The following is a 20,747-nucleotide window of genomic DNA, read 5'->3' on the forward strand; positions in this document are numbered from 1 at the left end:
CATAAAAAATATTAAGGTAAATGCTCGCTAGCTAAATAACTATGTGACTGCATCTCTTGTAGTCGGCTTAAGCAGCGCTTGAACTCGAAGGTTAAACGACCCTCTAGATATAAGCACTCTAGTGCAACCTCTGCGGAAATAATTAATTTAACATGGCGCTCATAAAACTCATCAACTAAAGCAATAAATCGGCGCGTACTATCATCATTATCAACCCCCATCTGAGTAACATTGGCTAATAAAACCGTATGATACAAGCGACTTAGTTCCATGTAATCACGTTGGCTTCGAGCAGACTCACATAATGTAGAAAATTCAAAATGCACAACGCCATCTGATTCCTGTACTGTGGTCAGTGGACGGTTGTTAATCGTAATGATTTTATTTTTTTGACCCGCATCAAGCGATAGCTGCTGAAAATAATGTATTAAATTATCATCCGCTTTTTGGTCTAAAGGAAAATGAAATAATTCAGCTTGCTCTAAAGTACGAAGTCGATAATCAACACCACTATCGACGTTGATCACATCACAGCATTTATTGATTAGTTTTATTGCCGGCAAGAAACGTTCGCGCTGCAAGCCATTGCGATACAATTCATCGGGAATAATATTTGACGTGGCAACTAAGGTAACATTGTGGGCAAATAATTCTTCAAACAGAGTGCCTAAAATCATCGCATCGGTAATATCTGAAACAAAGAATTCATCAAAACAAATAATGCATGTTTCATCAGCAAAACGTTTAGCTATAAGTTTTAATGGATCAGACTGCCCTTGTAATGATTTTAACTCTTCATGAACACGATGCATAAAGCGATGAAAGTGAACTCTCATTTTATTTTTAAAAGGTAAGCAGTCGTAGAATGTATCAACTAGATAGGTTTTTCCACGACCAACACCACCCCAAAAATAAATACCTTTTACGATTTTTACTTCTGGTTTAGCAACAACACGCTTCCAACTATTTAAGACTTTTTTAAAGCCAGTTACCGGTAATGGCTGACTAATTAAATCGTCATACAAGCGTTGTAAATTTTTGACCGCATTTTCCTGAGCTGCATCAAAATGAAAATCATCGCGAGTTAGATCTTGAGTATACTTTCCTATTGGAGATAATTTAATCATTTAACAGCCACTTTATAAGTACTAACTTTATTTTTATAACCTTTACACATACTAGACTTGAAAAATATTTGTTTGTAAATATATTCATTAGGAAAGTAGCGTGAAGCACGTTATATTACATTGGATTGAAGGTTATTTTCTCTAATTTTTTCCATGAATACAATGAAGGTAAAGAAATATGAATGTTGTTTTAGGTCTTGGACTATTTATCGTTGGCGCAATTGTCGGTTTTTTTGTTAACAGAACGCTTTTCTCATCGGCACAGGAAACACAAAAACTCGCTGCCAAAGCTAGTCAAAGTGAATCAGAATTAGCACAATATAAATTAGATGTCGCAGAGCATCTTGAAAATTCAACAAATTTACTTGAGCAAATGAATAGCACTTGCCAAGTCGCAATGGCTCAAATGTCGCAAAGCACGCAATTGTTGCAACAGGTTACTCCTGAGAATATTGAAAATATGCCTTTTTTCTCTAAAGAAACTCAAGAGCAATTAGCGCAAACTGTAAACTTACGACATAACAAAAACTTGCGTAAAAATGATGAAACCGCATCGGAGGCTCCGTTAGATTATTCAGGTGCACCAAGCGGATTGTTTGATGACAAGAAACAAAGTGTTACAAATAGCTAGGAACCAATGTTTTAATTTCATGTCTTCTATTGAGTGAAAGCAACAGGATTAATACTACGAATAAAGCCAAGTATTAATCCTGTTGCTTATAAATAATTTAATTAGGAGTTTTCTGTTATATGAAAAATTTATCAGTTTTAATTAATACTGTTTTACTTTCCACTACCCTTGCCATGGCAAGCTTGCCCTTACAAGCAGCAATGCCTCAATCTGTAAATGGTCAAACAATGCCAAGCCTCGCTCCAATGTTGGAACAGGTAACACCTGGCGTTGTACTTATTTCTGTACGTGGCACTCATGAAGTTGAGCAACGTGTACCAGAAGCCTTTAAATTTTTCTTCGGCAACCCTCGCCAAAATCAAGGCCAACAAAAAGAACGTCAATTTCGTGGTTTAGGATCGGGAGTTATTCTCGATGCTGATAAAGGTTACATAGTGACTAACAGCCATGTAATAAATGATGCCGACGAAATTCAAATAACCTTAAAAGATGGCCGTCAACTTGAAGCCAAAAAAATAGGTGGAGACGAAGCAAGCGATATTGCTTTACTTCAAATAGTAGCAGATGACTTAGTTGCGGTTAAAATAGCTGACTCAGATCGGATACGTGTTGGTGACTTCGCTGTCGCTATTGGTAGCCCTTTTGGCTTAGGTCAAACGGTAACTTCAGGAATAGTCAGTGCACTAGGTCGTAGTGGTCTAAATATTGAGAATTACGAAGATTTCATTCAAACCGATGCGGCTATTAATAGCGGTAATTCCGGTGGTGCCTTAATCAACTTACGCGGCGAACTTATTGGCATTAATACTGCTATCTTAGGTCCTAATGGCGGAAACGTAGGTATTGGGTTTGCCATTCCAAGTAACATGGTACAAAACCTAGTTAATCAAATTATTGAATTTGGCGAAGTTAGACGTGGTGTTTTAGGTGTTGCTGGTCGCAGCGTTACGAGTGAAATTGCAAAAGCAATGGAACTTGATGTTAGTCAAGGTGCATTTGTTGAGCAAGTAACAAAAGACTCAGCGGCTGATGATGCTGGTATACGTGCCGGTGATGTTATTACTAAAATTAATGGAAAAATGATTAAAACCTTTAATGAGCTTAGAGGTAAAATTGGTTCAATTGGTGCTGGAAAAACCATAAAAATTACCGTGATAAGAAAAGATGGCAAAGAGAAAACCTATAACGTCACACTAAAAAAATCTGAAATGGCTAAAATAGAAGCGGTAAGTTTACATCGCATGCTTGATGGCGCTGAACTAGAAAATGATGATAAGAGTAATGGCATACTCGTTTCTGAAATAGCTGATAATAGCCCCGCTGCCTCATTGGGTCTTCGAAAAGGCGACATTATCAATGGTATTAACCGTCAACGTATTAACAATATAGGCGAGTTACGCAGCTACTTAAATGATCACAAAGGTGTTTTTGCACTTAATATTCAACGGAACAATTCATCTTTATTTTTAATGATACGTTAATATTACCTGAGTTCACTTGATGACTATTCATCACTGTTAAGTTCAAGATAAAGCCTGTCAATCGACAGGCTTTTTTATGTTAGTTGTTTGACTCGTCCTAAATAAGGTTTGCACTTTGCCAATTGGACTAGTTTATTGATACGAGTCTGTTCAAAAAATCATGCAGGATATCGGCTAACTAAATCTAATATTTTAAGATCAGTAAGCTCATTTAAAAACCTTATTTAATGAAGCTTATTTTACCTTTAAAGTCTTTAGCGATATGTATGCATATAAGCATAAACTGTCAATAATCGAGCAGATTAACTTATGTGTTATCATAGGCTATCTTGTTACCTACAATTTAATGAAAGGCTATATATGAAATTAACCTCTTTTCAATCAAAAATTTTAGTTGTACTTATTTCTATATTTTTAGTATCAGCAGTCATTTACTTTTACACTGCAAAAGACACCACACTGCCAAAAATGACAGTACAAGAAAAAAAGGCCCGTTTTAAAGCGCTTATTATACCCGCGGTAGACGAAGTCTACGATGAACTTATGGTGCAGTATAAAGACGTTGCAGCTTCACTAAAATCAGGTGATAACGCCGATGATATAGCTGACCTAAAAGTGGAATATAAAGCAACTAGTGATGCAGAACTTTTAAGAGCGCTTAAGCCTCACCCTAAAAGTATTGCCATTGCACAAGCTGCCATGGAAAGTTCTTGGGCGACATCTCGCTTTTTTAGAGAAGCTTATAATATTTTCGGTGTATGGTCGTTTGATGAAGACGAACCGAGAATCGCTGCCTTACAAAAACGTGGGGATAAAACCATTTGGGTTAAAGAATATTCTTCAGTAAAAGCATCAGTTAGCGATTACTATCGCACTATAGCCCGAGGAGATGCGTTCAAAGAGTTTAGAATATTAAAAATGAAAACAGATGACCCATTTGCTTTAGTTAAAAAATTAGATCGTTACTCTGAAAAGGGTGCTGAATATGGCCATGAATTAACGTCAATAATTAAGTTTAATAAATTCAATCAGCTTAATTAATATAAATAACCATCGCGTAGCTTAACCTAAGCACATAACATTTTAGTTTAAGCTACGCTTACCTTTCACATTCACCCCCTACTCCCAGCCGTGAATATATTGCTATTGGCATTTAAATAATAATTAATTGCACTTGTTTGCCCTGTATTTGTTGATGATACATTAACGATTCCTCGTTCATTTACCCATTCACCATGATTTAAAAAAACAGACTAGGACAAAGAAAACCTACAAATACATCACCCTATATTCTTAATAGAAAACTGTATTACGACAAAGAGTTTATGTTAATCTACAAAAAATAGACCAATAAAAATTATTCCGTTGAAAATAATCAATAGCCTTAAATTTGTCCTTCGTTCTGCCAGTTATGGTGTAATGTTTGCTGTAGTTCTTTTGTTACTAGTCCCTGAGCTACGTGAACAAAACATAGTTCCTTGGAAGGTGTTCTCTACTTCAGAGACGAGCCAACAACCGCTATCTTATGCCAAGGCGGTTCGCTTAGCCGGTCCAGCAGTGGTTAATATATATACCGAAGATATTCAAGTTAACCCTACTTATGGTCGTCAATCACGTAAAGTCACACGTTTAGGCAGTGGCGTTATCATGCATGAGCAGGGCTATATTTTAACTAATTATCATGTTGTGCAAAGTGCAGATCTAATTGTAGTGGTATTACAGCGTGGTCAAGAGCTTCATGCCGAGCTTATTGGCTACGATGTGCTAACTGACCTTGCTGTATTGAAAGTGCACGACAATAACTTACCCGTAATACCACAAATTAGCACTTTAACTTCACAAGTCGGTGATGTGGTATTAGCCATAGGCAACCCATTAAATCTTGGCCAGACGGTTACACAAGGTATTGTAAGTGCAACAGGACAAAGCGGTCTAAGCACTAGCTATTTGCAGTTTCTTCAAATGGATGCTGCCATAAATGAAGGTAATTCTGGTGGTGCGCTTATCAACTCTAACGGTGAGTTAGTGGGTATTAATTCAAGAAAGTTTACTCAAGCCAATCCTAACTTAAATATTCAAGGGATCTTTTTTGCTGTGCCTTATCAATTAGCTCGCACTGTTATGCTGAAAATTATTGAGCATGGACGAGTTGTACGTGGGTGGCTAGGTGTAGATGCAAATGACTCTGTTACTAACCTTAAAGGCTTTATTATCGGCGCGATAACACCAAACAGCCCAGCGTTCGAAGCTGGATTGCAGTCAGGTGATGTGGTTTATCAAATTGACGACATTCGGTTATTGAACGCCAAGCAAGGTTTAGATGTTGTCGCAGAGGCCGCTCCAGGAAGCATTTTAAGCTTTATGATCTCTCGCAATAATCAACTATTAACTTTACCTGTCACCATAGCTGAAGTTCCAAAACAGTAACTTTATTGTGCTTGATAAATAAAAATCCCAGCAAGTAGCTGGGATTTTTTATGGTCTATTTCGAATGTTTTTTTGAAGTTTAGTTGGCTTTAATACGCGTTATATTTGCACCAAGCGCTTGCAGTTTGTCTTCAATTTTTTGATAACCACGATCAATATGATAAATTCGATCGACTTGTGTTTCAGTATTTGCGACCAACCCAGCAATAACTAGACTTGCAGATGCACGTAAATCTGTTGCCATAACCTGAGCACCATTTAATTGCTCTACACCCGTACTAATAGCGGTGTTACCTTCAAGAGTAATTTTTGCCCCCATGCGCTGTAACTCAGGCACATGCATAAAACGGTTTTCGAATATTGTTTCGGTGGTAGTTGCCGTGCCTTCAGCTATCGCATTTAGCGCAACAAATTGTGCCTGCATATCGGTTGGAAATGCTGGGTGAGGTGCAGTGCGAATGTTAACCGCTTTGGGTCTAGAGGTCATTTCAAGCTCAATCCAGTCATCACCTGTGGTAATTGACGCACCCGCTTCTTGTAACTTACTCAGTACAGCATCTAAAGCTTTAGGATCAGTATTTAAACACCTTACTTTACCTTGTGTTACAGCTGCAGCAACTAAAAACGTACCCGTTTCTATGCGATCAGGCATAACTGAATAGCTTTCACCTTGCAGTTTTTCTACACCCGTAATGGTTAAAGTGTCAGTACCTGCACCTAAAACGATGGCACCCATACAATTTAAGCAGTTGGCTAAATCGACAATTTCAGGTTCACGCGCCGCATTTTCGATGATAGTAACACCATCAGCTAGTGCAGCTGCCATCATTAAGTTTTCAGTGCCTGTAACACTAACGGTGTCCATAAAAATGGTCGCACCTTTAAGTCGACCAGCATTGCGGGCAATGATATAACCATTTTCAACTTCTATGTCAGCTCCCATTAACTTCAAACCATGAATATGTAAGTTAACTGGTCGAGCACCGATAGCACAACCTCCTGGCAATGACACTTCAGCATGACCAAAACGGGCAAGTAAAGGACCTAAAACCAGAATAGATGCCCGCATAGTTTTCACTAATTCATAAGACGCGCGACAATGGTCAATGTTACTAGCATCAATCATCAAACTACTCTCATTTACCCATTGGCATTTAGCACCAAATTGAGACAATAATTTAATTGTAGTTTCTATATCGTTAAGCTTTGGTACATTGGAAAAAGTAACCGGCGTTTCTGATAATAGTGAGGCCATTAGAATAGGTAATGCCGCATTTTTTGCGCCAGAGATAGTCACTTCGCCGTGTAGTGGTTTTCCACCAATAATTTTAAATGCGTCCAAGAGTATGTTCTTTTTTGTTTGGGTGAATTAAAGAGGTAAGTTAAACATTTTTTCACGTTGCCAAACAGACGTTGTGAAAGTTTTAATAGAAACCGCGTGGATGAGGCCGTCATTAATAACTTGTGTTAAAGGGGCGTAAATAGTTTGCTGTTTTTTCACACGACTTAAGTCACCTAAAAAATCTGCCACAGCAATAATTTTACATTGTGAGCCATCAAATGCCACATGAATTTCGTCTAATTCAATCGCATCGGTTATGAGTTTTTCTATGTCTTTTACTTCCACTTTCTGCTCCAAATAGCGTCTAGATTAGTTATTTTCTATCGGTAATAATGTATCAACTGCACTTAATTTTGCTAACTTTAATAAGTCATCAGGCAAATTAACCAAGCTAATTTTACAAGATTTACTTGTTGCTAATTCTATCAATAATAGAATCCAGGCTAAGCCTGCTGTATCAATCTGGCTTACCTTAGCCAAGTCAATAACAATACATTCTTGGTTGACCAATTGACGGTATTTTTTATCAAATGCACGGGTTATTGTAGCACGCGTTAATGCACCACTAAAAATTGCTTTTTTATCTACTTGTTCGACATCTATCATTTTAATCAATTAACAACCCTTAATACGTTATTTCATTTGTTCGCATAAAATAACTCATTCAATTTATTGTTTGAACTCAATATTTTTTTGACTTTTTTCTTTCAACATTTCGGTCACATGCGATAAACCTTTTTGTCGAATTAAGCTACTTAACTCAGCCTGCTTGCTGTCTAGTAAGCTAATACCTTCTGCAACCATGTCGTATGCTTTCCAATCGCCTGTTTTTTTATGCTTACGCACACGAAAAGAGATATCAATAGGTGGACGTCCCGGCTCTATAACGCTAGTTGCTACAGAAACTACGCGCTCATCAGTAAAATCTTTTGGCGGTGCAAACTCTACTTTTTGGTTATTGTATAAAGTAAAAACCTGTGCATAAGAAGTAATAAGGTATTCACGAAATGCTGGCACAAACTCAGCACGCTCGGTTTTATTTGTTTTCTTAAAGTTACTGCCAATAACTTTATAAGCCGCATATTGATAATTTATGTAAGGCATAAGTTCTTCACGAACAATAGTCTTCAATAAATTAGGTTCTACTTGTATCGCCGCTTGTTCATTAGCAAAACGTTTGAAGGTAATATCCGCAACCGTTTTAATCATTTGGTAGGGATCTTTTTTATTAACTTCCTCAGCACTAACTCCAGTTGAGACGGCTAAAAAAGTAATACATAAAATTAAATGCTTAATCAAACTATTCATTATTAATTACCACTACCTTGACCAAATAAAAATTGCCCAATCAGTTCTTCTAACACTAACGCCGGTTTTGTATCTTCGATATAGTCACCGGGTTGCAAGATCTCAACTGACGAATGAATAAATCCCGGCAACAAGCCAACATATTGTTCACCCAACAAACCAGCCGTTAAAATTGACACTGAAGTTGCTTCTGAAAAATTGTCATATTCTGCAAAAATGTCTAAAGTGACCACTGGCGTATAGTCTTCTCGATCTAATGCAATATTACTTACACGACCAACGACAACCCCACCAACTTTTATCGGTGAACGGACTTTTAAACCACCAATATTATCAAATTTAGCATACAGCTGATAAGTGCTACCACTGCCTGATATACCGCTATCAGCAACTTTTAACGCAAGCATTAACAATGCAGCAATACCAATTGCAGCAAATAAACCAACCAATAACTCTATTTTTTTCGACGCCATGTCTTCCACCAAGTTCAAATATTATTTAACTAAATAACCGCTTTGCTAATTTTAATTTGCAAACATTAATGCGGTTAATACAAAATCTAAGCCTAAAACTAGTAGTGATGATTGCACTACCGTAGAGGTTGTTGCTCTACTGATACCTTCAGATGTTGGCTCACAAGAATAACCTTTGTAAACCGCGATCCAAGTAACCACAAAAGCAAACACCACACTTTTAATAATGCCATTTAAAATGTCTTTCTCGAACGACACTTGTGACTGCATAACAGACCAGAATGTGCCACTATCAACACCTAACCAATCTACACCAACAATGTGTGCGCCTAGAATACCAACGGCTGAAAATATTGCCGCTAATAACGGTAAGCTGATAAAGCCCGCCCAAAACCGAGGGGCTACTACACGACGCAAAGGATCTACCGCCATCATTTCAAGACTAGACAATTGTTCGGTTGCTTTCATCAAACCTATTTCGGCCGTCAATGCTGAACCCGCTCTACCTGCAAACAATAATGCGGCAACAACAGGCCCCAGCTCACGTAATAAAGACAATGCCACCATTGGCCCTAAGCTAGCTTCAGCGCCATAGCCTACTAAAATAGTATAACCCTGTAAGGCGAGTACCATGCCAATAAATAAGCCTGACACTAAAACAATGATTAACGATAAAACACCAACAGAATACAGTTGTTTCATCAATAACGGAAAACCCTTACGTGGGTTAGGAATATGCATCAATGCAGATGCCAGCATTAATAAAGCTCTACCTAAACCAGAAATTTGGTCAATTATAGTACGACCGAAAAGTTGTAGTTGGTTCACTTATCAACCCCTTGGCCAATTAATTCTTCGCTATATGAAGCTGCAGGGTAGTGAAATGGTACAGGACCATCAGCTTCACCTTTAACAAACTGCTGCACTAAAGGTGACGTTTGAGCGTAAATCTCTTCCGGCGTACCTTGACCAATAATTTTTTGTTCCGCAATAATATAGATATAATCGGCAATGCTCATCACTTCGGGGACATCATGAGAAACCACAACTGAAGTTAAGCCTAATGCTTGACCTAATTCACGTATTAAACGCACAATTACACCCATAGAAATAGGGTCTTGACCAGCAAATGGCTCATCATACAGAATCAATTCTGGATCAAGCGCAATTGAGCGAGCAAGTGCTGCACGCCTAGCCATACCACCGGAAAGCTCACTTGGGCGTAAATTTCTTGCACCACGTAAACCAACGGCCTCTAGTTTCATTAGCACCATTTTTTCAATAACATCTTCGGATAATTCAGTGTGCTCACGAATAGGAAAAGCGATATTGTCATAAACACTCATATCTGAAAACAATGCACCACTTTGAAAAAGCATACTCATGCGCTTACGTATTTCATATAATGCATTACGCGAAAGCTTAGGAATATCGTGACCGTCAAATAATATTTGTCCGGATTCTGGTTTGATTTGCCCACCAATAAGTCGCAGCAGGGTTGTTTTCCCAATACCACTAGGACCCATTATTGCTGTAACCTTCCCTTTAGGAATAGACAAACTAATGCCATCATAAATGACACGTTCGTTACGCTTAAAAGTCATGTTTTTGATATTAACTAAAATTTCAGACATATTAGTTGAGATAACACCAGGTTAATGATTGCTTATATAATGGAATTCTAACGCAGCGCAACACGTCAGTCATTACAAATTAGTAAATATTTAGTAGGAAAAGAGTAAGTAAAAGTATGTAAATGTAACCAAGCCGAGTAAATGTGCTTGTGTGCATTACTTTATATGACAAACTACCGTGAGTAATTTGAGCTAAATCTGCAATTCAAAATCAACCAATGTATTTTCACAAATTTATGTTCAATCAGCGTGCCAATAATATCAGAAAACGTTTATAATGCCCGCTGCGCAATATAATGACGCCAAATCAGTATTAATTGGCTGTCATCAGTTATCATCAATGGTTTATTATTCAAGCGTAAAGCATACATGCAAAAAATGAGTTAGCTGGTTTTTTACAGCATATTAGACATTAAGCAATACCGACGCGAAGTGATAATAGCTAAGCCGCCGTAGAGATTTGATTCATTATTTTAATTGATATTATTTCATCATCAAAAATTATTTTTACCCAAACAGGAGTTTTGAATGTTAATTCAAATTTTGATCTTATTACTTTCACTAATCATTTTAGTGTGGAGTGCAGACAAATTTGTATTTGGTGCTTCGGCATTAGCACGCAACCTTGGTATTTCTCCAATGATTATTGGTTTAACTATCGTTGCTATGGGCTCTTCAGCTCCTGAAATGATGATCGCTGCAACGGCCTCTTTGCAAGGAAATCCTGATACCGCCATTGGTAACGCGATAGGTTCAAATATTACCAATATTGCTTTAGTTCTTGGCTTAACTGCACTGTTTAACCCATTGACTGTCTCATCGTCCACGATCAAACGTGAAATACCTCTCATTTTAATTATTACGGCTATAGCAACATACATGCTAGCTAATAGTAACTTTAGTTTTAATGAAGGTTTAATTCTAATTATTGGCTTTGTACTCTACATTGCGACCTTACTCTTCGTGACATTAAAGCGCTCAAAAGAAAACCCTATTGACGACAAAATGGTAATAGAAGCAGAGCAAGAAGTACCTGATGGTGTGAGTACCAAGCACTCGGTTATATGGCTTATTGTGGGTATGATTTTACTGCCGTTAAGTGCCAGCTTCTTAGTAGACTCTTCTATTTTTATAGCGAAAGCCTTTGGTATTAGCGACCTTGTTATTGGCTTAACAGTAATAGCCATTGGTACCAGCCTACCTGAACTAGCAGCCAGTATTATGAGTATTATTAAAAAAGAAGATGATCTAGCCCTTGGTAATATTATTGGCTCAAATATATTTAATATATTAGCTGTGTTGTCGCTTGCGGGATTAATTTCTCCAGGCAATATTGATAACGCCGCTGCCGTGCGCGACGCTCCATTTATGCTAGCAACCACCTTCTTATTATTTATACTTTGTTTTAGTCGTGGTGGAAAGTTTCGCATCACGCGCGCGAAAGGGTTACTATTATTAGCCGTCTTTATTGGTTATCAAGTGTTACTTTTTAGTCAAATCAACGCTTAAAAATTGGTCTTTAGTCATGAAAAACTTTAAACAATTAGCACTGAATGTAATTCATATTGAGCAACAAGCTATTGCTGAGTTAACGCAATTTATCGACGACGACTTTGCACAGGCTTGTGAGCTAATGTTTAATTGTCGAGGTCGTGTTATCGTCATTGGCATGGGAAAATCTGGTCACATTGGTGGTAAAATTGCGGCTACTTTAGCCAGTACAGGTACACCTTCATTTTTTGTTCATCCCGGTGAAGCAAGTCATGGTGATCTTGGCATGGTCACCATTGATGATGTCGTATTAACCATTTCTAACTCAGGTGAAACGGGTGAAGTATTGGCCATTATTCCTGTTCTTAAGCGTATTGGCGCCAAAATAATTGCCATGACCGGCAAGCCCGACTCTACACTTGCTAAACTTGCCGATACCCATGTCTGTGTAAAAGTATCACAAGAAGCTTGTCCGTTAGGGCTAGCACCAACATCAAGCACAACAGCCACTTTAGTTATGGGTGACGCTTTAGCCGTTGCTTTACTTAACGCGCGTGGTTTTACCGCCGACGACTTTGCTTTATCGCATCCCGGTGGTAGCCTTGGTAAAAGATTATTATTACGCTTAGCCGACATAATGCACAAAGATGAACGACTCCCAACGGTGACACAAAGTGCTAAAATAAAAGATGCCTTAGTTGAGATGTCGTTAAAAGGCTTAGGCATGACGGCTGTGGTTGACAGTGACAACATACTTGTCGGTCTTTTTACTGATGGTGATTTACGTCGTATTTTAGATGCTGAAATTAATATTCATCAAGATAGCATCACCAGTGTAATGACAAAAAATCCACTGGTAGCTAAACAAGACATGTTAGCGGCAGAAGCATTAAAAATTATGGAAGACAAAAAAATTAATGGCTTAATTATCGTCAACGATGATAATCAGCCTATTGGCGCGATGAATATGCATGACTTATTGAAATCAGGAGTGCTATAAATTGGACAGTTTATACGGAAAAGTTTCGCCAAGTGTTTGGCAAAAAGCACAAAAGATCAAACTCTTTGTTTGTGATATTGACGGCGTTTTTTCTGATGGCCGTATTTATTTAGGTAACAATGGTGAAGAATTAAAAGCCTTTCATACCAAAGATGGATATGGCATCAAAGCGCTAGGAGCTAGTGGTGTTGATGTTGGTGTAATTACAGGCAGAAAATCCAATATCGTACAAACTCGTATGACCGCATTAAACGTAAAACATATAGTGCAAGGCGAAGAAAACAAACTGCCAGCGTTGAAAGCAATGCTCGCTTCATTAAAGTTAAAGCCAGAACAAGTGGCTTACATCGGCGATGATATGCCTGACTTCGATTGTCTAAACTATGTTGGTTTTAGCATTGCAGTAAATGATGCACATCCCGCCATTTTAAACTTGTGTGACTACATAACTTATACCCGCGGTGGTTTTGGTGCGGTACGAGAAACCTGCGATCTTATTATGCAAAGTCAACAGACTTTAGCTAATGCGTCAGGTGCAAGTATATGAATCGCATAACTATTGCGACAATAGCACTTTTTTTACTCGCCTTAACAACCTATGGCATACTCGAATGGTTTGGTGCAGAAAAACAAACCAGCAATATTCTCGAAAGTGCCAATCAGCCAGAATTTATTGCTGAAAACCTCAACAGTGATGTTTACAAATCAACAGGCCCATTATCCTATAATGTTGAAGCCCAACGAATGGAACATTATGCTCAATTAGAGGTCACACACTTTGAATACCCACGTTACACCTTGTACCCAAAAAACAATAAACCGACTTGGCAAATAACCGCCAATGAAGGCACGCTATATAATAATAATCGTGTAAAATTAAAAAATCGCGTACGTTTAATCGCCACTGATGAAGAAAGTTTAATACAGGAAGTACACGGAAAAAATCTAGAAATGGACTTAAAAACAAATATTATCAGCTCAGAGCAAACAATCTTAATATTAGGTAAAGGATTTACTATGTATGGCTCAGGATTAATTGTAGACTTAAACACAACACAGATGACATTGACTGAACATGTACAAACCATTTATAAAAAAATTAAAAAATAACCTTATTTATTTTTCTGCATTTGCATTATTAATGCCGACAGTAAATGCTGAAAAATTCGATGTTGACCAAGAAATTAAAATTTCTTCTTCACGCCAAGCAGCTGATCTGAAAAATAAAATATTCAGTTATATTGATAATGTCATTATCTCTCAAGGTTCACTGACAATTAATGCAGAACTCGTACAGGTGATAACTCAAGATAAAAGCAATAATAAAATTTATATTGCAAAAGGTTCTCCTGCGACATTTGAGCAAACGCTGCAAGATGGTAGCCCTATCAATTTACAAGCCAATGAAATTCGTTATGAACCTGATTTGAATACGGTTGTTATTTCAGGTAATGCTTTGCTACGCCAAGAAGGTAGTGAAGTAAGTGGCAGTAAAATTACCTATAACTTCGAGACTGAATATGTCAATGCCGAAAGCTTAGAAAATGCTAAGGTTGAAACAGTATTGCAGCCAAAAAATAAAACTGAATTGCCAAAAAAATCTAAGGACAAGCAAGAGTAAATGTCTACTTCAACATTATCAGCCATTGGCCTTGCAAAAGCCTACAAAGGCAGAAAAGTCGTTAAAAACGTTAGCATGAAGGTTTCTGCTGGACAAATTGTTGGCTTATTAGGACCAAATGGCGCAGGTAAAACCACTTCGTTTTACATGATCGTTGGCTTAGTTAATAACGACAGTGGCTCAATTATTTTAAATGACGAAGATTTAACCTTATTGCCTATGCATGAACGTGCCCGCAAAGGTATTGGTTATCTACCTCAAGAAGCTTCAATTTTTCGTAAACTAACGGTTTATGACAACATAATGGCTATTTTACAAACCCGTAAAACGCTAACCGACGTTGAAAGAGAAGAAAAACTTGAGCATTTATTAGAAGAATTTAACATTGGTCATATCAAAGACAACCTCGGCATGAGCCTTTCTGGTGGTGAACGTCGACGAGTTGAAATAGCGCGAGCTTTAGCTGCAGATCCTAAATTTATTCTCCTTGATGAACCTTTTGCTGGTGTTGATCCAATTTCGGTAGGTGATATAAAAAAAATTATCCTACACTTAAAAGAACGTGGCATAGGTATCTTAATTACCGACCATAATGTACGTGAAACCCTCGATGTCTGTGAGCATGCCTATATTGTTAGTCACGGCGAGCTTATTGCCGAAGGTAACTCTACTGAAATACTTGCAAATCAACACGTAAGAGATGTATACCTTGGTGAACAATTCACGCTATAGTGAATAACAGACTTACTCGGTAACATACTAATGTACTTGAACAGGGAAAAGAAAACGTAAATGCGTCCTACTCTGCAACTCCGTATCGGACAACAATTAACGATGACCCCGCAATTGCAGCAGGCTATCAAGCTGTTGCAATTATCGACCTTGGATTTACAACAAGAAATTCAAGAAGCTCTTGAAAGTAACCCTTTACTTGAAGTTGATGAATCTCCCGACAACAATTCAGAAAACACCCCTGACAATTTAGAAGAAGCATACTCCGCTGGTATTGGCGATAGCGTAGAAATATCCTCAGATGGCAGCGAAGATTCTGTACCGACTATTGATGAAATAAGCTCATCAGAAGGCCTAGCAAAAACTGACATACCCGAAGAATTAAATAGTGATACAACCTGGGATGACAACTTTAGTGCCAGTGCGAGCAGTGGCGGTGTTGGTCATGCATCAGAAGATTATACCTATCAGGGTGAAACAAAAGACTCCTTACAAGACCATCTTATTTGGCAAATGGAACTAACACCATTTAGCGATACCGATAGAACAATTGCTATCGCTATTATTGAAGCTATAGATGATGCCGGCTACCTAACAGTTTCTGCAGACGAGATATTAGAAAGCGTAGGCATTGATGGTGTTGAACTTGATGAAATTGAAGTAGTGCTTAAACGGATTAACGTTTTTGATCCGGTGGGCGTAGCGGCTCGTTCAATTCCAGAGTGTTTACTTATTCAGCTCAACCAATTTTCAAAAGATACGCCTTGGCTCGCTGAAAGTAAGTTAGCGGTAACCGAGCATATCGAATTATTGGGTAATCGCGATTATCGCCAATTGATGCGAAAGTTACGCATTAAAGAAGACCAATTACGTGAAGTTATTCGCTTAATACAATCATTAGACCCTCGCCCGGGCGATAGTGTTATCAAGAGTGAAGAACAGTATGTTATTCCTGACGTGTCGGTTGAAAAGAAAAATGGTCGCTGGACTGTAGAGCTAAACCCAGACACAGCACCTAAGTTATCGGTAAATCAACAATATGCTGCCATGTCTCGCTCGATGAAATCATCAGCAGACAGTCAATTTATTCGCTCGAACTTGCAAGAAGCTAAATGGTTTATCAAAAGCCTTGAAAGCAGGAACGATACCTTGTTAAAAGTGTCCAATTGTATTGTACAGCGCCAGCAGGGTTTCTTTGAACATGGCCCTGAAGCTATGCGACCTATGGTTTTAAATGATATTGCCGAAGCGGTAGATATGCACGAATCGACTATTTCTCGTGTTACTACACAAAAGTATATGCATACACCCAGAGGCATTTTTGAGCTTAAATACTTCTTCTCTAGCCATGTAAGTACTGAAAATGGTGGTGAATGCTCATCAACCGCTATTCGTGAGTTAATTAAAAAACTTGTTGCCGCCGAAATACCCGCAAAGCCATTAAGCGACAGTAAAATCGCCGATATCTTGGCCGAACAAGGCATTAAAGTAGCAAGACGCACTATTGCCAAGTATCGAGAGTCACTCTCTATACCGCCGTCAAATCAACGTAAAAGCCTATTGTAGGCAACCTTAATCACCAAAAAAGAGGAATGAAGCTTATGCAAATTAATCTTACTGGACACCATGTCGATGTTACCGACTCATTACGTGATTATGTTAATGCTAAATTTGAAAAAATAGAGCGCCACTTTGAACACATTAATAATGTACATGTGGTACTAACGGTTGAAAAATTGAACCAGATCGCTGAATCTACTGTGCATTTAACGGGCTCGGAGGTTCACGCTAAGGCTGAACATAACGATATGTATGCATCAATTGATGCATTAATTGATAAATTAGATCGCCAAATTTTGAAATACAAAGGCAAAATCAACAAGCATTAGCGCCAAGTCGCTTTAGGTTTTATAAGTTTATGAAGTTGCAAGATATCCTAACCCCGGAATGCACTATTTGTGCAGCACCGGGTTCCAGTAAAAAACGTATTCTAGAATACTTAAGTAGTCTGGCCGCTGAAAAATTGGTTGAACACGATACTTTTCAGCTACTAGAAAGCCTAGTTAAGCGCGAAAGAATGGGTTCTACCGGCATAGGAAATGGCATAGCGATACCGCATGGACGTTTAGATAATTCTACCCAACCCATTGCGGTGGTTATTACCACAGAAGAGCCGATAGATTTTGATGCGATAGATAATCGTCCTGTGGACATTTTTATTGCTTTATTTGTGCCCGAAAATGAATGCCAAAATCACCTGTGTACATTACAAAGTATCGCAAAAATTTTTCGTGAAAAACAATTTTGCAAACAAGTGCGTAAATGCCAAAGTAACCAAGAGCTGTTTCAGCTAATCCAACAGGCGAGTTAAGTCCCCATGAAGTTAATTATAGTCAGTGGTCGTTCAGGATCAGGTAAAAGTGTTGCATTACGCGTATTAGAAGATCTGGGCTACTATTGTGTAGATAATATACCGGTTAATTTGTTACCCGCTTTAATTCATACCGTCATTAATGATTATGAAAATGTTGCCGTCAGCCTAGATGTTCGAAACCTACCTGCTGACCCTAACGATGTACCCGAAATTATAGAATACTTACCTAATGCCGTAGAGCTAAGTTTACTTTATTTAGATGCCGACGATAGTGACCTAATCCGTCGTTTCAGCGAGACACGACGCTTACATCCGCTAATTAGACAAAATATAGCCTTAGACCAAGCCATAGCCTTAGAAAAAAAGCTTCTTGAACCTATCGCAAGTCGTGCACATTTATATATTAACACTAGCCAGCTATCACCACATCAGCTAGCCGACTTAGTTAGAGAGCGTATACTAGGTAAAAAATCGGGTTCTATGGTGGTTGTTTTTGAATCTTTTGGCTTTAAACATGGCGTACCACAAGATGCAGACTATGTATTTGATGCGCGATTTTTACCTAACCCATTTTGGGATAAAGAACTTAAGGGCTTCACCGGATTAGATAAACCTGTGCAAGATTTCCTTGCTAGCCAACCTATTGTGACAAAGTTTATTTGGCAAATAAATAGCTTCATGATGACCTGGTTACCGCATCTAGAACGAAATAATCGCAGTTATATTACTATAGCGGTTGGTTGTACCGGCGGTATGCATCGCTCTGTATATATCACCGAATTACTCGCAAATAATATGCGTAAAGAACGTAAAGACGTGCAGTCTCGTCATCGCGATTTACCTGTTGCCACAACGTAACTTGCTATGAGCACACAAGCCAGCCGTTATGTTCTCATCATCAACAAGCTTGGGCTTCATGCCCGAGCGGCTTCTAAACTCGCACAATTAAGTCAAAAGTTTACCGCAAAAGTCACCATTGAATTAGACGAAAATCATGCCGACGCCAACAGTATTATGGGCATAATGCTGCTTGCAGGTGCACAAGGTAAAACCGTTAAGGTAATTGCTACGGGTGAAGACGCTGAATTAGCACTCGAAGAAATTTGCCAACTTTTCAGCAACAAATTTGATGAAGCCGAGTAGCAAAACTCATATTTATTGTCGGCACCGTTAAGTCAATAAAAAAGCTGCGAAATATCGAAAATTACGGTAAACTCAACGCGTTAAATATTAACATTCGATACCATATAAAATAATGAATTAGCTAACTTATCGTTAAAGTTGGGAATTTAGCACAATCGAATTACCTCAAGCATATTCATTCTCGGCTTTGCCTGTAAAGTCGAAATGCATTACATATTCATTTAGTCGAATTTTCACTCATTTGGTATAATTTAATAGAAAGTTAATAATTGTCATTTATCATCGGGCTGTTTAACTTTTTTGGTTAATTTTTTTGGTTCAAGTTTACGAGACTAAAGTAACCTTAATTAACCTCAAAATAATGTAGTTTTCAATTATATATGGCGTACTCACACGTTAATTTGATTGTAATGCATAATATTCAGGTGCTAAATACCATATTAAACACCTGACAGTAAGTTCAACATCCTTAACAGTTTTCGTTTTGTAGCGGCAAAAGGTAAAAGTATGCCGGAAGTTTCCGAACAAGAATATAGTCACCAACGCCTCCAGCAGGTTAACGATGCCCTCGATAGCGGTATGTTTGTCTATGTCCGCAAGTTATTGCAAGACATGCCAGCTTACGACCTTGCCTTACTTTTAGAGTCATCTCCGACCAAAAGCCGTATGGCTCTTTGGCAGTTAATTGATGCCGATCATCATGGTGATGTTCTTGAAGAGCTAAACGAAGAAGTTCGAAAAGGTATTCTAAAAAACATAAATCCAGAAAAACTAGCTGCTGTTGCAGAAGGGATGGATGTTGATGATTTAGCCGAAGTTTTTCGAACATTACCTGACAGTGTTTACCAAGAAGTGCTTAACGCGATGGACTGGCAAGATCGCAGTCGTGTAGAAGCAGCACTTTCATTCGAGGAAGACACAGCCGGCGGTATTATGAATACCGATACTATATCCATTCGTCCTGATGTGACAGTGGATGTGGTGTTACGTTACTTACGCTTACGGGGTGAGTTACCCGAAGCGACTGACTCTTTCTATGTTGTTGACCGTGAAGATCATTTCATCGGCGCTGTTTCATTATCATCCATAGTAACAGCGAAAGCAGAAACCATTATTTCTAGCCTCATAGATAAAGATATTCAGGCAATTACTGCTGATATGAATGAAAAAGATGTCGCGAAACTCTTTGAGCGTTACGATTGGTTTTCTGCTCCAGTTATCGACCAAGAAGGTCGACTACTCGGTCGTATTACCGTTGATGATGTTGTTGATATTATTCGTGAAGAAGCCGAACATTCCATGATGAGTATGGCGGGTCTAGATGACGAAGCTGATACTTTCGCCCCGGTACTAAAAAGTACGCAACGTCGCTCTATTTGGTTAGGCGTAAATTTAATTACTGCGCTTATGGCTGTTGCCGTTTCGAGTATGTTTGAAGGTATTTTAAACCAATTAGCCATTTTAGCTGTGCTTAACTCGCTTGTGCCTAGTATGGGGGGTGTTGCGGGTAATCAAACGTTAACACTTGTTATTCGTGGTATGGCGTTAGGGCATGTTGGTGAAAGTAACTCACGCATTTTATTATACAAAGAACTAGCCATCGGTTTTTTTAATGGTTTAATTTGGGCGGTGTTAATTGCCTCTGTGGTCGCTATATGGCAACAAAACCTCATGTTAGGTGCCATTATCGCTTTTGCGATGTTAATGAATATGACCGCAGCCGGTATTGCTGGTGTTACTGTGCCATTAATGCTGAAAAAGATGAATATTGATCCCGCATTAGCCGGTAGTGTTATTTTAACTACAGTTACCGACGTTGTTGGTATCTTTGCCTTTTTAGGCACAGCAACATTAATGTTAGGGTAACAAAAAAGCTGACAGTTTTAAGCTGTCAGCTTTCAGTAAATACAAAAGATAGTTGTAAGTTTAAAGCTGTAAGCGATAGGCGAGATAAACTCTCTTT

Annotated in this window: 24 protein-coding genes; 16 read left to right on the forward strand and 8 right to left on the reverse strand. The window is 38.4% G+C overall.

The features are described 5' to 3' along the window. Positions 1 to 11: 11 nt before the first annotated feature. A complete protein-coding gene (gene zapE / locus DBO93_RS16785) occupies positions 12 to 1,127 on the reverse strand; it encodes a cell division protein ZapE (protein ID WP_108457347.1) in 1,116 nt (371 codons plus the stop codon). 178 nt (positions 1,128 to 1,305) lie between these two features. Here zapE and DBO93_RS16790 point away from each other — a divergent pair, with 178 nt between their 5' ends. The 4 genes from DBO93_RS16790 to DBO93_RS16805 all read left to right on the forward strand — a co-directional run bounded on the left by DBO93_RS16790 (position 1,306) and on the right by DBO93_RS16805 (position 5,666). After that, the gene (locus DBO93_RS16790; protein ID WP_108457348.1) at positions 1,306 to 1,758 is read left to right on the forward strand and encodes a DUF1043 family protein; all 453 of its coding nucleotides are present in this window, start codon (positions 1,306 to 1,308) and stop codon (positions 1,756 to 1,758) included. Positions 1,759 to 1,877: 119 nt separating this feature from the next. After that, entirely contained in the window at positions 1,878 to 3,239 is a 1,362-nt protein-coding gene (locus tag DBO93_RS16795; protein WP_108457349.1) for a Do family serine endopeptidase, read from the forward strand. Positions 3,240 to 3,599: 360 nt separating this feature from the next. Continuing rightward, positions 3,600 to 4,280, forward strand: a complete 681-nt coding sequence (locus DBO93_RS16800) for a glucosaminidase domain-containing protein (RefSeq protein WP_108457350.1) — start codon at positions 3,600 to 3,602, stop codon at positions 4,278 to 4,280. 378 nt (positions 4,281 to 4,658) lie between these two features. After that, positions 4,659 to 5,666 (forward strand): trypsin-like peptidase domain-containing protein, encoded by a 1,008-nt coding sequence (locus tag DBO93_RS16805; RefSeq protein ID WP_182253924.1) that lies wholly within the window; start codon positions 4,659 to 4,661, stop codon positions 5,664 to 5,666. A 79-nt stretch (positions 5,667 to 5,745) separates the two neighbouring features. Here DBO93_RS16805 and murA read toward each other — a convergent pair whose 3' ends face one another. The 7 genes from murA to mlaF form a co-directional block, all read right to left on the reverse strand. Then, a complete protein-coding gene (gene murA / locus DBO93_RS16810; protein ID WP_108457351.1) occupies positions 5,746 to 7,008 on the reverse strand; it encodes a UDP-N-acetylglucosamine 1-carboxyvinyltransferase in 1,263 nt (420 codons plus the stop codon). Positions 7,009 to 7,035: 27 nt separating this feature from the next. Further along, positions 7,036 to 7,293 (reverse strand): hypothetical protein, encoded by a 258-nt coding sequence (locus DBO93_RS16815; protein ID WP_108457352.1) that lies wholly within the window; start codon positions 7,291 to 7,293, stop codon positions 7,036 to 7,038. Between the two features lie 24 nt (positions 7,294 to 7,317). Continuing rightward, complete coding sequence (locus tag DBO93_RS16820; RefSeq protein WP_239059218.1) at positions 7,318 to 7,614, reverse strand: STAS domain-containing protein; 297 nt, start codon at positions 7,612 to 7,614, stop codon at positions 7,318 to 7,320. Positions 7,615 to 7,677: 63 nt separating this feature from the next. Continuing rightward, positions 7,678 to 8,316, reverse strand: a complete 639-nt coding sequence (locus DBO93_RS16825) for an ABC transporter substrate-binding protein (protein ID WP_108457354.1) — start codon at positions 8,314 to 8,316, stop codon at positions 7,678 to 7,680. Positions 8,317 to 8,318: 2 nt separating this feature from the next. Then, positions 8,319 to 8,789 carry an outer membrane lipid asymmetry maintenance protein MlaD gene (gene mlaD / locus DBO93_RS16830; protein WP_108457355.1) on the reverse strand — a complete coding sequence of 157 codons (471 nt, stop codon included), beginning with the start codon at positions 8,787 to 8,789 and terminating at the stop codon, positions 8,319 to 8,321. A 51-nt stretch (positions 8,790 to 8,840) separates the two neighbouring features. Further along, positions 8,841 to 9,617 carry a lipid asymmetry maintenance ABC transporter permease subunit MlaE gene (gene mlaE / locus DBO93_RS16835; protein ID WP_108457356.1) on the reverse strand — a complete coding sequence of 259 codons (777 nt, stop codon included), beginning with the start codon at positions 9,615 to 9,617 and terminating at the stop codon, positions 8,841 to 8,843. After that, positions 9,614 to 10,423, reverse strand: coding sequence for a phospholipid ABC transporter ATP-binding protein MlaF (gene mlaF / locus DBO93_RS16840; protein WP_108457357.1), 810 nt, complete (start codon positions 10,421 to 10,423; stop codon positions 9,614 to 9,616). The genes mlaE and mlaF overlap by 4 nt, the downstream gene beginning before the upstream one ends. 528 nt (positions 10,424 to 10,951) lie before the next feature. On the opposite strand from mlaF, the gene DBO93_RS16845 reads away from it, so the two are divergent. From DBO93_RS16845 to mgtE, 12 genes are all read left to right on the forward strand, one after another. Continuing rightward, a complete protein-coding gene (locus DBO93_RS16845) occupies positions 10,952 to 11,932 on the forward strand; it encodes a calcium/sodium antiporter (RefSeq protein WP_108457358.1) in 981 nt (326 codons plus the stop codon). A gap of 16 nt (positions 11,933 to 11,948) precedes the next feature. Then, entirely contained in the window at positions 11,949 to 12,914 is a 966-nt protein-coding gene (locus tag DBO93_RS16850) for a KpsF/GutQ family sugar-phosphate isomerase (RefSeq protein WP_108457905.1), read from the forward strand. Position 12,915: 1 nt separating this feature from the next. Next, entirely contained in the window at positions 12,916 to 13,461 is a 546-nt protein-coding gene (kdsC, locus tag DBO93_RS16855) for a 3-deoxy-manno-octulosonate-8-phosphatase KdsC (protein WP_108457359.1), read from the forward strand. Further along, a complete protein-coding gene (gene lptC / locus DBO93_RS16860; protein WP_108457360.1) occupies positions 13,458 to 14,024 on the forward strand; it encodes an LPS export ABC transporter periplasmic protein LptC in 567 nt (188 codons plus the stop codon). Before kdsC ends, lptC begins: the two co-directional genes overlap by 4 nt. A 31-nt stretch (positions 14,025 to 14,055) precedes the next feature. Beyond that, a complete protein-coding gene (gene lptA / locus DBO93_RS16865) occupies positions 14,056 to 14,535 on the forward strand; it encodes a lipopolysaccharide transport periplasmic protein LptA (protein WP_162533815.1) in 480 nt (159 codons plus the stop codon). Further along, positions 14,536 to 15,267 carry an LPS export ABC transporter ATP-binding protein gene (lptB, locus tag DBO93_RS16870; protein WP_108457362.1) on the forward strand — a complete coding sequence of 244 codons (732 nt, stop codon included), beginning with the start codon at positions 14,536 to 14,538 and terminating at the stop codon, positions 15,265 to 15,267. A gap of 60 nt (positions 15,268 to 15,327) precedes the next feature. Beyond that, positions 15,328 to 16,833 (forward strand): RNA polymerase factor sigma-54, encoded by a 1,506-nt coding sequence (locus tag DBO93_RS16875; RefSeq protein WP_108457363.1) that lies wholly within the window; start codon positions 15,328 to 15,330, stop codon positions 16,831 to 16,833. Between the two features lie 35 nt (positions 16,834 to 16,868). Next, the gene (gene hpf / locus DBO93_RS16880; protein ID WP_108457364.1) at positions 16,869 to 17,156 is read left to right on the forward strand and encodes a ribosome hibernation promoting factor; all 288 of its coding nucleotides are present in this window, start codon (positions 16,869 to 16,871) and stop codon (positions 17,154 to 17,156) included. Positions 17,157 to 17,185: 29 nt separating this feature from the next. Next, positions 17,186 to 17,638 (forward strand): PTS IIA-like nitrogen regulatory protein PtsN, encoded by a 453-nt coding sequence (gene ptsN / locus DBO93_RS16885; protein ID WP_108457365.1) that lies wholly within the window; start codon positions 17,186 to 17,188, stop codon positions 17,636 to 17,638. Positions 17,639 to 17,644: 6 nt separating this feature from the next. Beyond that, positions 17,645 to 18,499 (forward strand): RNase adapter RapZ, encoded by an 855-nt coding sequence (gene rapZ, locus DBO93_RS16890; protein WP_108457366.1) that lies wholly within the window; start codon positions 17,645 to 17,647, stop codon positions 18,497 to 18,499. A gap of 6 nt (positions 18,500 to 18,505) precedes the next feature. Beyond that, complete coding sequence (locus tag DBO93_RS16895) at positions 18,506 to 18,784, forward strand: HPr family phosphocarrier protein (protein ID WP_108457367.1); 279 nt, start codon at positions 18,506 to 18,508, stop codon at positions 18,782 to 18,784. A 507-nt stretch (positions 18,785 to 19,291) separates the two neighbouring features. After that, positions 19,292 to 20,650, forward strand: coding sequence for a magnesium transporter (gene mgtE / locus DBO93_RS16900; RefSeq protein ID WP_108457368.1), 1,359 nt, complete (start codon positions 19,292 to 19,294; stop codon positions 20,648 to 20,650). The last annotated feature ends 97 nt before the right edge of the window (positions 20,651 to 20,747 follow it).

Origin of the sequence: Colwellia sp. Arc7-D, assembly GCF_003061515.1 — a bacterium.
Taxonomy (GTDB): domain Bacteria; phylum Pseudomonadota; class Gammaproteobacteria; order Enterobacterales; family Alteromonadaceae; genus Cognaticolwellia.

What these genes read in the sequence shown, in the direction of transcription:
- DBO93_RS16790 (WP_108457348.1), top strand. Translation starts at nt 1,306, where the DNA reads ATGAATGTTGTTTTAGGTCTTGGACTATTTATCGTTGGCGCAATTGTC.
- mgtE (WP_108457368.1), top strand. Translation starts at nt 19,292, where the DNA reads ATGCCGGAAGTTTCCGAACAAGAATATAGTCACCAACGCCTCCAGCAG.
- DBO93_RS16820 (WP_239059218.1), bottom strand. Translation starts at nt 7,614, where the DNA reads ATGATAGATGTCGAACAAGTAGATAAAAAAGCAATTTTTAGTGGTGCA.
- DBO93_RS16805 (WP_182253924.1), top strand. Translation starts at nt 4,659, where the DNA reads ATGTTTGCTGTAGTTCTTTTGTTACTAGTCCCTGAGCTACGTGAACAA.
- DBO93_RS16850 (WP_108457905.1), top strand. Translation starts at nt 11,949, where the DNA reads ATGAAAAACTTTAAACAATTAGCACTGAATGTAATTCATATTGAGCAA.
- rapZ (WP_108457366.1), top strand. Translation starts at nt 17,645, where the DNA reads ATGAAGTTAATTATAGTCAGTGGTCGTTCAGGATCAGGTAAAAGTGTT.
- DBO93_RS16800 (WP_108457350.1), top strand. Translation starts at nt 3,600, where the DNA reads ATGAAATTAACCTCTTTTCAATCAAAAATTTTAGTTGTACTTATTTCT.
- mlaD (WP_108457355.1), bottom strand. Translation starts at nt 8,789, where the DNA reads ATGGCGTCGAAAAAAATAGAGTTATTGGTTGGTTTATTTGCTGCAATT.
- lptA (WP_162533815.1), top strand. Translation starts at nt 14,056, where the DNA reads ATGCCGACAGTAAATGCTGAAAAATTCGATGTTGACCAAGAAATTAAA.
- ptsN (WP_108457365.1), top strand. Translation starts at nt 17,186, where the DNA reads ATGAAGTTGCAAGATATCCTAACCCCGGAATGCACTATTTGTGCAGCA.
- zapE (WP_108457347.1), bottom strand. Translation starts at nt 1,127, where the DNA reads ATGATTAAATTATCTCCAATAGGAAAGTATACTCAAGATCTAACTCGC.
- DBO93_RS16795 (WP_108457349.1), top strand. Translation starts at nt 1,878, where the DNA reads ATGAAAAATTTATCAGTTTTAATTAATACTGTTTTACTTTCCACTACC.
- hpf (WP_108457364.1), top strand. Translation starts at nt 16,869, where the DNA reads ATGCAAATTAATCTTACTGGACACCATGTCGATGTTACCGACTCATTA.
- DBO93_RS16825 (WP_108457354.1), bottom strand. Translation starts at nt 8,316, where the DNA reads ATGAATAGTTTGATTAAGCATTTAATTTTATGTATTACTTTTTTAGCC.
- lptB (WP_108457362.1), top strand. Translation starts at nt 14,536, where the DNA reads ATGTCTACTTCAACATTATCAGCCATTGGCCTTGCAAAAGCCTACAAA.
- DBO93_RS16845 (WP_108457358.1), top strand. Translation starts at nt 10,952, where the DNA reads ATGTTAATTCAAATTTTGATCTTATTACTTTCACTAATCATTTTAGTG.
- DBO93_RS16875 (WP_108457363.1), top strand. Translation starts at nt 15,328, where the DNA reads ATGCGTCCTACTCTGCAACTCCGTATCGGACAACAATTAACGATGACC.
- mlaF (WP_108457357.1), bottom strand. Translation starts at nt 10,423, where the DNA reads ATGTCTGAAATTTTAGTTAATATCAAAAACATGACTTTTAAGCGTAAC.
- DBO93_RS16895 (WP_108457367.1), top strand. Translation starts at nt 18,506, where the DNA reads ATGAGCACACAAGCCAGCCGTTATGTTCTCATCATCAACAAGCTTGGG.
- lptC (WP_108457360.1), top strand. Translation starts at nt 13,458, where the DNA reads ATGAATCGCATAACTATTGCGACAATAGCACTTTTTTTACTCGCCTTA.